Below are 11,435 nucleotides of genomic sequence, written 5' to 3'. Positions count from 1 at the left end.
GTGCGCCTGCCGGCAGATGAAGCGCTACCCCGCTGTACTGTCCGCAAATCGCGGCAAGTAGCGGAGTCGGTGGCAGAATAGGCGCTCTTTGCCCCCGGCCGACGCCTGCGCATGACCTATCTCCACCAGATCGATCCCATCGCCTTCTCGTTCGGTCCGGTGAAGGTGCATTGGTACGGGCTGATGTATCTGGCCGGCTTCCTCTCGGCCTGGTGGCTGGGCCGCCGCCGCATCCGCGCTGGTCGCCTGCCCGGGGTGAACGAGGAGGGCTTTTCCGATCTGCTGTTCTACGCGATGCTCGGCGTGGTGCTGGGCGGGCGCATCGGCTACATGCTCTTCTACGCGCTGTCCGATTTCCTGGCCAATCCGCTGCTGATCTTCAAGGTGTGGGATGGCGGCATGAGCTTCCACGGCGGCCTGCTGGGCGTGCTGGCGGCCTGCCTGTGGTGGACGCGCAAGGCGCGCCTGCATTTCTTCGACACCGTGGATTTCATCGCGCCGCTGGTGCCGCTGGGCCTGGGCTTCGGCCGCATCGGCAATTTCGTCGGCGGCGAGTTGTGGGGCAAGTTGACCCACGCCGGCTGGGGCGCGATCTTCCCGCACGCGCCAGCGACGGATGGGGTGGCCAACGCACCGGCGCTGGAGAGCCTGATGAGCGCCGCGCAACTGCAGCAGCAATACGCCGCGGGCCTGCTGGACCGCTACGCCCGCCATCCGTCGCAGCTGTACGAAGCGGCGCTGGAAGGCCTGGTGATGTTCGTGGTGCTGTGGACGTTCTCGATGAAGCCGCGCGCGCGCTATGCGGTGTCCGGCCTGTTCGCGCTGCTGTACGGCGTGTTCCGCTTCGCCGTGGAATTCGTGCGCGTGCCGGATGCGCAGCTCGGCTATCTGGCGTTCCATTGGCTGACCCGCGGGCAGCAGCTGAGCATTCCGCTGATCCTGTTGGGCGTGTTCCTGTTGTGGCGCTCGCGCAGCGCACCCGTGCTGCAGCCGGTGCCGCCGCCGGAGGTGACCAAGTGAAGCAATACCTGGACCTGCTGCAGCACGTGCTGGAGCATGGCGCGGAGAAGTCCGATCGCACCGGCACCGGCACGCGCAGCGTGTTCGGCTGGCAGATGCGTTTCGACCTCAACGACGGCTTCCCCCTGGTCACCACCAAGAAGCTGCACCTGCGCTCGATCGTGCACGAGTTGCTGTGGTTCCTGAAGGGCGAGACCAACATCGCCTATCTCAAGGACAACAAGGTCAGCATCTGGGACGAGTGGGCCGATGCGCAGGGCGAACTCGGTCCGGTGTACGGCAAGCAGTGGCGGCGCTGGACCGGTGCCGACGGCCGCGAGATCGACCAGATGCAGTGGCTGGTGGATGAGATCAAGCGCAATCCGGATTCGCGGCGGCTGGTGATCAGCGCCTGGAACGTGGCCGAATTGCCGCAGATGGCGCTGATGCCGTGCCACAGCCTGTTCCAGTTCTACGTGGTCGACGGCAAGCTCAGCTGCCAGTTGTACCAGCGCAGCGGCGACATTTTCCTCGGCGTGCCGTTCAACATCGCCAGCTACGCGCTGTTGACCCACATGGTGGCGCAGGCCACCGGCCTGGGCGTGGGCGATTTCGTGCATACGCTGGGCGATGCGCACCTGTACTCCAACCATTTCGAACAGGCGCGCGAACAACTGGCGCGCACGCCGCGGCCGTTGCCGCGGTTGCGGCTGAATCCTGAGGTCACCGATCTGTTCGCCTTCACCTACGACGACATCGCCATCGAGGGCTACGACCCGCATCCGGCGATCAAGGCGCCGGTGGCGGTGTGAACGGCGGGGAGTCGGGAGTGGGGAATCGGGAATCGGCGAGCGCCGCCGTCGTGACGGGGGCGGATGCGGCGCCGTCTACGCGCCCCTCGCTGCAGTTGAGCCTGATTGCGGCGCTGGACCGGGCCAATGCGATCGGCCGCGACAACGATCTGCCGTGGCGCCTGCCGGACGATCTCAAGCGGTTCAAGGCGCTGACCCTGGGCAAGCCGGTGCTGATGGGGCGCAAGACCGCGCAGTCGCTGGGGCGCGCGCTGCCCGGGCGCTTGAACCTGGTGATGACCCGTTCCGGGCAGGTGCCGTTCGCGGACATGCAGGCGGTGGCGTCGCTGCAGGCGGCGATCGACGCCGCGCGCGAGGCCGGCGCCACGGAACTGGCGGTGATCGGCGGCGGCGACATCTTCGCCCTGGCCCTGCCGTTGGCCGAGGTGCTGTACCTGACCCATGTCGACACCGTGGTCGACGGCGCCGATGCACATTTCCCCGCGTTCGATCCGGCGCACTGGGCGGTGGTGGCGCGGCAAGCGCATCCGGCCGATGCGCGGCATGCGCTGGCCTTCGAATTCGTGGACTACCGGCGCCGGTCTGGCGCGGTGTAGGCGCCGCCAGGCGTTCGTAGGAGCGGCTTCAGCCGCGACGGGCATTCCCGGGAACGCCTGTCGCGGCTGAAGCCGCTCCTACGACATCGCGACGTCGCGCGCGGGTCTCACTCCTGCTCGGGCGCAGATGCGGCCGGCGCCTGGCCACGGTTTGGTGCGCCGCGCCGCCGCGGCGTGCCGCTGCGCGCCGTCGGCGGCGGTCCCTGCACCGGGCGGCCGGGGACCTGAACGACCTGCAGGTCCTCGCTGTCCAGGCGCAGGGCGGTGAGCTTGCCGCCCCAGACCGCGCCGGTGTCGATCGCGTGCACGCCCTGGGTGATGGTCAGGCCCAGCGTCGACCAGTGCCCGCAGACGATCTTCAGGTCGCGCTCGACCCGTCCCGGCACCTCGAACCACGGGTACAGGCCTTGCGCCTGGGTGCCAGGCGTGCCCTTTTCCTCGATCGCGATGCGCCCGCGCGGGGTGCAGTAGCGGGCGCGGGTGAACAGGTTGATGATCGCGCGCGAGCGGTCGTAGCCGGTCAGGCCCGGCGACCATGCCGGGCGGTCGCCGTACATGTTGCGGAACAGCTTGCGGTAGCCATTGCCGTGCAACTGTTGCTCGACCTCGCGCGCATGCTTCTCGGCCAGCGCGGTGGTCCACTTCGGCGCCAGGCCGGCGTGGATCATCATCCAGCCGAGCTCGCGGTCGGCGTGCAGCAGCTTCTGCATGCGCAGCCAGGTCAGCAGTTCGTCGCGGTCCTCGGCCAGCACGATGCGCTGCAGGTCCGGATTGACCTTGCGCTGTTCGTTCGGGCTACGCTCGCCGATCGCCAGCAGCGACAGGTCGTGGTTGCCCAGCACCACCACGCTGTGTTCGCGCAGCGAGTGCACCAGGCGCAGGGTCTCCAGCGATTGTCCGCCGCGGTTGACCAGGTCGCCGCAGAACCACAGCCGGTCCATCGCCGGATCGAAGCGGATCTTCTCCAGCAACTGCTGGGTGATGTCGTAGCAACCCTGCAGGTCGCCGATCGCCCAGACCGCCATCAGTGCAGGGTCCGCGGCACGGACAGCACGAACGGCGCGATCGCGGCGATGAAGTGGGTGCCGTCGTCGGCCTCCATGTCGTAGTGGCCGCGCATCGTGCCGTGCTCGGTCTCCAGCACCAGCCCGGAGGTGTAGCGGAAATCCTCGCCCGGGCGCAGCCGCGGCTGTTCGCCGACCACGCCATCGCCGTCCACGCGCTCGATGCGGCCGTTGCCGTCGGTGATCTCCCAATGCCGGGCGATCAGGCGCGCGGCGACGCGGCCGCGGTTATGGATGCGGATCGTGTAGGCGAACGTGTAGCGTCCGTCCTCCGGCGCCGATTGGTCGTCGAGGAATCGGGGCGACACTTCGACCTCGATCCGATAGGGGGCGTCATCGTTCATCCCCACAGTTTAGAGCGTGTTTTGCCGTTTGAGGCGAGATGCGTCAACGGTTGTCACTGCCAGGCGGCTGGCGCGCGGCAGCGGCCCTGGCTGCCGCCTGCACGAGTCGCCCGCGCGGGTCTGTTGTTGCCGCGGGCAGTGTGCAGAAGGGCCATTGGAGTAACGGTCCCTGTTGTGCGGCTTGCCATGCTGGGGCGGCGAGGCGGTGCCGTCCTCGCCATGTCTACGGCGCGGGTCGGCGACGCCTGCGCCAGCCTGCAAGGAGCGGAGCAACGCGCGCAGAGGTTCGCACCACGCATGCATGCGCGCGCCGCGCGGGGCGTCCGCTCAGGCTTGCGCGCTATTATTGGCCAGGCGCACGAAGTCGGCGACCTCGAGTTGCTCGGCGCGCGCGTCCGGGCGCACGCCCGCGGCCTCGAACTGCGCGGCATCGCAGACCCCGTTCAAGGCGTTGCGCAGGGTCTTGCGGCGCTGCCCGAATGCGGCGCGGACCACATCGGCGAAGCGCTTGGGATCGGCGATGCCCACCGTCTGCGGCGGCCGCGGCACCAGTCGTACCACGGCCGAATCCACCTTCGGCGGCGGCCGGAACGCGCCCGGCGGCACCACGAACAGCGAGGTCACCTCGCAGTAGGCCTGCAGCATCACGCTGAGCCGGCCGTAGACCTTGCTGCCAGGGTCGGCGGCCATGCGGTCGACCACTTCCTTTTGCAGCATGAAGTGCATGTCGGCGATCGCCGCGGCGTGGTCCAGCGCATGGAACAGGATCGGCGAGGAAATGTTATAGGGCAGGTTGCCGACCAGGCGGATGGGCGCGCCCTCGGCCAGGGCGGCGAAATCCACCGACAGCACGTCGCGGTTGAGGATGGTCAGTTCGCCGATGCCGGCCGCCGCCGCGGTCAGCGGCGCGATCAGGTCGCGATCGAATTCGACCACGGTCAGCCGGCCGTGCCGGCGCAGCAGCGGGAAGGTGATCGCGCCCTGGCCGGGACCGATCTCGACCAGCCGGTCGCCCGGCTTGGGGTCGACTGCGCGCACGATGCTGTCGATGTAGTGGCGGTCGCTGAGGAAGTGCTGGCCAAGGGATTTCTTGGCCGGGGCGCCGAAGCCGGAAGAGGAAGTCATGGCAGGCATTTTATCGGCATGCACGGGGTGGCGCGCGCTTGCGGCGACGCAGAAGGGGCTTCCGCCGCGACCGGCATCACCGGGAGCGTTGCGGTGCGGCAGATCGGCGAACGCCGTTCGGACCCTAGGACTGCGCGCGGCGCGCGGCCAGTTGCGCGCACAGCGCGGTGGCGGCAAACAGGCTGGACGGATCGGCCACGCCGCGGCCGGCCAGCTCCAGCGCGGTGCCGTGATCGACCGCGACGCGCGGGTAGGGCAGGCCCAGGGTCAGGTTCACCGCCTGCTCGAATCCGCTGTACTTGAGCACCGGCAGGCCCTGGTCGTGGTACATCGCCAGCACCGCGTCCACGGTCGCCAGCTTCTGCGGCAGGAACGCGGTATCGGCCGGCAGCGGACCGAGCAGGCGCATGCCCTCCGCCCGCAAGGCGTCCAGTACCGGTTGCATCACCTGGATCTCCTCGAGGCCCAGATGCCCATCCTCGCCGGCATGCGGATTCAGCCCCAGCACCGCGATGGTCGGGGTGGCGATGCCGAACTCGCGGCGCAAGGCCGCCTCGGTGATGCGCAGGCTGCGTTCCAGCACGGCCGGCGTGAGCGCATCGGCGACCGCGCGCAGCGGCAGATGGGTCGTGACCAGGGCCACGCGCACGATGGCATTGGCCAGCATCATCACCACCTCGCGGCCGGCGTGCTGGGCCAGCAACTCGGTGGTGCCGGTGTAGGCGATGCCGCCGGCGTTGATCGCGGCCTTGTGCACCGGGCCGGTGACCATGCCGGCCAGTTCGCCGCTCAGGCAGGCGTCGGCCGCCTGGGTCAGCGCGGCGATCACCGCGGCCGCGTTGGCCGGCTCGGTCGCGCCGAAGCGGCTGGGCACGGCATTGGCGACCGTGCGCAGGCGCAGGTCGCCAGGGGCGAGGGCGGGACTGGATTCGGGCAGCAACTGCAGCGGCAGCGCCAGCGCCGCGGCGGCGGCGCGCAAGGTGTCGGGATCGGCGAAGGCCAGGAGCTGGCAATCGTGACGCGGCTGTTGCGCCAGCCGCACGCACAGCTCCGGGCCGATCCCGCCCGGCTCGCCCGGCACCAGCGCGAGCGAGGGACGCATGGATCAGGGCTTGGCGGCGGGCGCCGGCGCCGGCGTGGCGGCCGGCGCAGTCGCGGCGTCGGTATTGCCCACGCGCATGTCGACGTAGGCTTCGCCGCGCATTTCCTGCAGGAAGCGGTTGTATTCCTCTTCCAGCTTGCGGCGGCCGATGGTTTCGCGGACCTGGGCGCGCTGGGTGTCGCTGGTCACGTCGGTCTGACGCTCGCCGACGCGCTGCACGATGTGCCAGCCGGCCTCGGTACGGAACGGCTGCGAGATCTGGCCGTCCTGCAGGCTCGCCACGTGCTGACCGAAGTCCGGGCCGAACGCGTCGGCCGGGAACCAGCCCAGGTCGCCACCCTGGCTGCGGCTGTTGGTGTCTTCGGAGGCTTCCTTGGCCACGGCCTGGAAGTCGGCACCGCCGGCGATGCGCGCACGCAGGGTCTCGATCTTGGCCTTGGCGGCCGCGTCGGGCTGCGCGTCGTTGACCCGGATCAGGATGTGGCGGGCGTGGTACTCGGTGACCGTCTTCTTTTCCGGATTGGCCGAGGCATCGCGCACCTCGACCAGCTTCAGCAGCTGGAAGCCGCTGGGGCCGCGCAGCGGGCCGACCACCTGGCCCGGCTTCATGTCGCGGATCAGCTGCGCGAACGCGTTGGGGATTTCGTCGAGGCTGCGCCAGCCCAAGTCGCCGCCTTCCAGCGCGTTGGGGCTGTCGGAGTAGCGCACTGCCGCGGCGTTGAAGTCGATCTCGCCCTTGTCGATCAGGTTCTTGACCCCGTCGATCTTGCCCTGGGCGGTCTTGATCTGCTCGGCGGTCGCACCTTCCGGCAGGCCGACCAGGATGTGCGCCAGGTGGTACTGGGCGCCGGTGGTGGCCTGCTGCGCCAGCGCCGCGTCGACTTCGGCCTCGCTGACGTTGATGCGGCTCTGCGCGAAGCTCTGGCGCAGGCGCTGCACGGTGATTTCGTCGCGCACCGAGTTGCGGAAGTCGGTGTAGGACATGCCGTCGGCGGCCAGCTTCTTGCGCAGGCCGTCCACGTCGGTGCCGTTCTGCTGGGCGATGCTGGCGATGGCGCGGTTCAGCTCGTCGTCGCCGACGCGGATGCCGGTGCTGTTGGCGCGCGCGACCTGCAGCTTGACCAGGATCAGGCGCTCGAGCACCTGCCGCTGCAGCACGTTATCCGGCGGCAGCTGCGCCTCGCGGCCGGCATACTGCGCCTTCACGTTGCGCACGGCACGATCCAGCTCGCTCTGCAGCACGACATCCTCGTCGACCACCGCGGCGATGCGGTCCAGCGGTTGGGTTTGTTGCGCGGCGGCCGGAGCGGACACGCCGGCGACCGCCATCAGGGCGGCGAGAAAAACAGAAAGGGTCTTGGTCATGGAATCTGGTTCGGATCGTAAGCGTCCGGATCGGTCGTGGTGTTGCTGGGCGGGACCAAGTACAGGTCGTCGCGGTTGTAGCCGAGAATAGCACGGCGCAGAACGCGGTCCGTGTCCTGGCCCAGGGAGGACAGGCCCTTGAGCACGAACTCGATCTGGAACGCGGTATCCAGTGCGCCGGTGCGGTTGCGCACGTAGCGCCGCGCCAGCGCCCGTACCGCCAGGCAGCAGCTGTCCCACTGCACGCCGAGGATGCTCTCCAGCGGCTTCTTGTCCTTCAGCGAGTAATAGTGCCGGCCGACCACGCTCCAGGTCGGGTTGATCGGGTACAGGAACGAGACGTCGGCCTGTTCCAGCAGATCGCGGCGATAGCGGTAGCCGATGTTGACGATGCCGTCGCCGGGCATCAGATAGCGCGCGCGGAAGCTGGCCAGATCCTTGCGGTGGTACTTGGGATCCCACTGATAGGTGGCGCCCAGGGTCCAGCGGTCGTTGACCATGTAGTTGGCATCGGCCACCCAGGCCGACTTGCCCTGCTCGATGGTGGTGTTGCTGTTGGGCAGGCTGACCAGCGAATCGCTGAAGTACAGGATCTGGCCGAGGTTGACCGAGAGCTTCTCCTTGCCGTCGTCCTGGCGCAGCAGGCGCGAGCTCAGCGCCATGGTCAGCTGGTTGGCGTCGTTCTGGCGGTCGGCGCCGGTGTAGCGCGAATCGCGGAACAACTGGCCCCAGCTGAAGGTGAACTCGCGCGTATCGAAGATCGGCAGGTCGTTCTGGTCGCGGTACGGCGTGTACAGGTAGAACAGCCGCGGTTCCAGGGTCTGCAGATAGTTGGTGTTACCCCATTTGGTATCGCGGTCGAAGTACAGGCCCGCATCGACCGTGGCGATCGGCAGGCTGCGCGAGGGCGTGGTGTCGCCGCCGAGCGTGGCCGCCAGGTCCTTGTCCAGCTGATACGCGGTGTAGCGCCAGGCCAGGGTCGGCTTGAGGAACCAGGCGGCGCCGGCCAGCGGCATCGAGATGTAGGGCTTGAGGTCCAGGCGGCTGCCGCCGGGGCGCGGGGTGACCACGCCGGTGCGCTCGTAGGTGCCGTCGGTGGTTTTCTGGTGAATGTCGTCGTGCACGAAGCGCACGGCTTCGCTGTACAGGCCGGCTTCGAAGTAGTTGCCGAACGACTGGTCCCAGTTGAAGAAGGCGCGCGGCTGGCGGTTGTACGGCAGCGCGTCCTCGGTCAGGGTGTAGTCGGTCAGTTGCCAGCGGTCGGCCATCAGGCCTGCGGTCCAGGTCTCGCCGGTGCCATAGACGCCGATCGTGCTCTGGATGTTGGACACCGCATTGCCGAGCAGGCGGTTGGAGAAATCCTCGGTGTAGCGCTCGTCGCTGACCCAGGCCAGCGAGGCGCGTGCCTGCCACTGCGAATTGATGTTGTGGTAGCCCTGGTAGCTGAAGCGGCCGCGATCCTTGTCGCGCAGCTTGTCGTCGGGCAGGTAGGCGGCCTGCAGCTCGCCCTTGCCGCCCTCGTAGAGATAGCGGAATTCGCTGCCCAGCATCAGGCCGCGGCGGGCCATGAAGCGCGGATACAGGGTGGCATCGTAGTTGGGCGCCAGATTGAAGTAGTACGGCTGCGTGTAGTCGAAGCCGTTGCGGCTGGACATGCCGAGCGCCGGGAACAGGAAGCCGCTGGTACGACGATCGTCGATCGGGAACTTGAACCAGGGCGCATACAGCACCGGAAAGTTGTAAACCTTCAGGATCGCGTTGCGCGCCGTGCCGAAGCCCTCGTCGTTGTCGACGTCGATTTCCGGCGCGTGCAGTTCCCACACCCGCTGCGAGGGGTCGCAGGTGGTGTAGGTGGAGCGGTGCATCTGCCCCAGCGCGCCCTGCAGGTCGACCGAATCCGCCTTGCCGTTGCCGCGGCGGGCCAGCAGCTGGTAGCGGATGTTGGTGATCTTGTGGGTGTCGGTGTCCTGATTGCCTTCGGCGCGGTCGGCGATCATGCGGATCGACGAATCCTGGTAGCGCACATGGCCTTCGGCGATGTAGTTGCCGGTCTCGGTGTCCACCCGCAGGCTGTCGGTGCCCATGAACTGGTCGCCGCGCTTGAGCGCGACGTTGCCGGTGTAGTTCGGGATGGTGGTGGTGCCCGACAGCTGGTCGCCTTCGATATTGGTCGGCTGCTGGTCGCGATTCTGCGCGAGCTTGGGGTCCGGCTGCTGCGCGTCGTCGAACTTGGGCAGCACATCCGGGGTCGGGCACAGGCCCCAGTTCGGCGGCTTTTCAGCCGCCACGGCCGGCAGGCAGAGGGCGATACTGAACGGAAGAGGGAGCAGGCGAAGGGTTCGGCGCACGCGCGTCAGGTATCGGGCTAAAACGGTCGCTAGCTTGCCCCATCCCGTGCATAGGGGCAATGAAGGCGTCCCGGCGCCGGGGGGCGGGGTTCATCGGTGCCCAGGGTGGCGCCGTCCAGTTCCGGGCACGTCCGTCGGGCCTGGCCGGCGCCGCGCACTCACCGTGTGGCACTCCTTTGCCTGGATGACCTGCGCTCAGCGCAGCGCGTCGACGTGGGCGACGCTGCCCTCGCGCAGCGCCTGCAGGTCGTAGCCGCCTTCCAGCAGGGAAACCACCCGGCCGCGCGCGTGCCGCTGCGCCACCGCGCGCAGTTCGGCGGTGATCCAGCCGAAGTCCTCGGTCTCCAGCATCAGGTCGGCCAGCGGGTCGCGCATGTGCGCGTCGAAGCCGGCCGAAATCAGCAGCAACTGCGGCTTGAAGGCGTCCAGCAGCGGCAGCATCTGGTCGGCCCAGGTGTTGCGGAAGCGGAAGCCGCCGCTGCCCGGCGGCAGCAGCGCGTTGTGCAGGTTGCCGACGCCGCGGTCGTGGACCCCGCCGGTGTGCGGGAACAGCCCGGACTGGTGGGTGCTGAGGTACTGCACCTTCGGCTCGCGCTCGAAGATCGCCTGTGTGCCGTTGCCGTGATGCACGTCGAAATCGACGATGGCGATCCGCTCCAGGCCATGCGCATCGCGGGCGTGGGCGGCGGCGACCGCGACGTTGTTGAACAGGCAGAAGCCCATCGCGGTGTCGGCGGTGGCGTGATGGCCGGGCGGGCGCACCGCACAGAACGCGGTGTCGCTGGCGCCGTGCATCACCGCGTCCACCGCGGCGACGCCGGCGCCGGCGGCGCGCAACGCGGCGGCGCGCGAGCCGGGAGAGAGGACCGTGTCCACGTCGAGCATCTGCGGGCCGTCGAGGTCGGCCAGGACGCGGTCGATCAGGTCGCGCTCATGCACCCGGGCCAGGTCGCCGAGCTTGGCCAGCGGTGCCTCGCGCCATTCCAGCGCCGGAAAGGCGTCGCGCAGCGCGCTGGTCACCGCGTCCAGGCGCTCCGGCCGTTCCGGGTGTTCCGGCCCGGGCGCGTGCCCCAGGCAGGCAGGATGGGTGTAGATCAGCATGCGCGCCGCGGCCCGGGCGTCGCTCAGGCCTGGCGCCGGTCGTGGCGCCACAGCACTTCGCCGTGGCCGTCGGCCCGCGCCAGCACCCGCGCCAGCACGAACAGCAGGTCGGAAAGCCGGTTGAGGTAGCGCACCGCTTCCGGGCGCACCGCGTCCTGGCGCGACAACGCCACCGTCTCGCGCTCGGCGCGGCGCACGATGGTGCGGGCCAGGTGGCAGCGCGCCGCGGCTTCGCCGCCGGCGGGCAGGATGAAGTCCTGCAGCGCCGGCAGGGTGTCGTTGTAGCGGTCCAGGTGCCGTTCCAGCGCGTCGATGTCGGCGGCCTGGATCGCGGCATGGCCGGGGATGCACAGCTCGCCGCCAAGATCGAACAACTGATGCTGGATCGCGGTCAGCAGCTGCCGCACGTCCTCGGCCAGCGGGCAGGCCAGGACCACGCCGATCGCCGAGTTGGCTTCGTCCACGGTGCCGTAGGCGGCGACCCGCGCCGAGTCCTTGCCGACCCGGTTGCCGTCGCCCAGGCCGGTGCTGCCGTCGTCGCCGGTGCGGGTGTAGATCTTGGAGAGGCGGTTGCCCATC

General features: G+C 69.0%; 11 protein-coding genes. 3 read left to right on the top strand and 8 right to left on the bottom strand.

Going from position 1 to position 11,435, the window contains the following annotated elements; all coding sequences use genetic code 11:
• Positions 1-111: 111 nt before the first annotated feature.
• From lgt to M3U25_RS15370, 3 genes are all read left to right on the top strand, one after another.
• A complete protein-coding gene (gene lgt / locus M3U25_RS15380; protein ID WP_355500514.1) occupies positions 112-1,020 on the top strand; it encodes a prolipoprotein diacylglyceryl transferase in 909 nt (302 codons plus the stop codon).
• Entirely contained in the window at positions 1,017-1,811 is a 795-nt protein-coding gene (locus M3U25_RS15375; RefSeq protein WP_263391443.1) for a thymidylate synthase, read from the top strand. The genes lgt and M3U25_RS15375 overlap by 4 nt, the downstream gene beginning before the upstream one ends.
• Before the next feature lie 89 nt (positions 1,812-1,900).
• On the top strand, positions 1,901-2,407 hold the full coding sequence (locus tag M3U25_RS15370) for a dihydrofolate reductase (RefSeq protein ID WP_355500925.1): 507 nt from the start codon (positions 1,901-1,903) through the stop codon (positions 2,405-2,407).
• Between the two features lie 107 nt (positions 2,408-2,514).
• On the opposite strand, the gene M3U25_RS15365 is transcribed toward M3U25_RS15370, so the two are convergent.
• From M3U25_RS15365 to M3U25_RS15330, 8 genes are all read right to left on the bottom strand, one after another.
• Complete coding sequence (locus M3U25_RS15365; RefSeq protein ID WP_355500518.1) at positions 2,515-3,432, bottom strand: symmetrical bis(5'-nucleosyl)-tetraphosphatase; 918 nt, start codon at positions 3,430-3,432, stop codon at positions 2,515-2,517.
• Positions 3,432-3,815, bottom strand: coding sequence for a Co2+/Mg2+ efflux protein ApaG (gene apaG / locus M3U25_RS15360; protein WP_010340000.1), 384 nt, complete (start codon positions 3,813-3,815; stop codon positions 3,432-3,434). Before apaG ends, M3U25_RS15365 begins: the two co-directional genes overlap by 1 nt.
• 327 nt (positions 3,816-4,142) lie before the next feature.
• Entirely contained in the window at positions 4,143-4,940 is a 798-nt protein-coding gene (rsmA, locus tag M3U25_RS15355) for a 16S rRNA (adenine(1518)-N(6)/adenine(1519)-N(6))-dimethyltransferase RsmA (protein WP_355500522.1), read from the bottom strand.
• 124 nt (positions 4,941-5,064) lie between these two features.
• The gene (pdxA, locus tag M3U25_RS15350; protein ID WP_355500525.1) at positions 5,065-6,042 is read right to left on the bottom strand and encodes a 4-hydroxythreonine-4-phosphate dehydrogenase PdxA; all 978 of its coding nucleotides are present in this window, start codon (positions 6,040-6,042) and stop codon (positions 5,065-5,067) included.
• 3 nt (positions 6,043-6,045) lie between these two features.
• On the bottom strand, positions 6,046-7,407 hold the full coding sequence (locus tag M3U25_RS15345) for a peptidylprolyl isomerase (protein WP_242081725.1): 1,362 nt from the start codon (positions 7,405-7,407) through the stop codon (positions 6,046-6,048).
• Positions 7,404-9,755, bottom strand: a complete 2,352-nt coding sequence (gene lptD / locus M3U25_RS15340; RefSeq protein ID WP_355500529.1) for an LPS-assembly protein LptD — start codon at positions 9,753-9,755, stop codon at positions 7,404-7,406. The genes M3U25_RS15345 and lptD overlap by 4 nt, the downstream gene beginning before the upstream one ends.
• Positions 9,756-9,950: 195 nt before the next feature.
• A complete protein-coding gene (locus tag M3U25_RS15335; RefSeq protein ID WP_242160267.1) occupies positions 9,951-10,856 on the bottom strand; it encodes a histone deacetylase family protein in 906 nt (301 codons plus the stop codon).
• Between the two features lie 23 nt (positions 10,857-10,879).
• Positions 10,880-11,434: a cob(I)yrinic acid a,c-diamide adenosyltransferase gene (locus M3U25_RS15330; RefSeq protein WP_242160268.1), complete on the bottom strand. Its 555-nt coding sequence runs from the start codon at positions 11,432-11,434 to the stop codon at positions 10,880-10,882.
• Position 11,435: the final 1 nt, after the last annotated feature.

Origin of the sequence: Xanthomonas sp. PPL134, from assembly GCF_040595915.1 — a bacterium.
In the GTDB taxonomy this organism is placed as follows: Bacteria; Pseudomonadota; Gammaproteobacteria; order Xanthomonadales; family Xanthomonadaceae; genus Xanthomonas_A; species Xanthomonas_A indica.
Note: the sequence above shows the minus strand (reverse complement) of the source record. Positions and strands in the feature narration are given on the sequence as shown.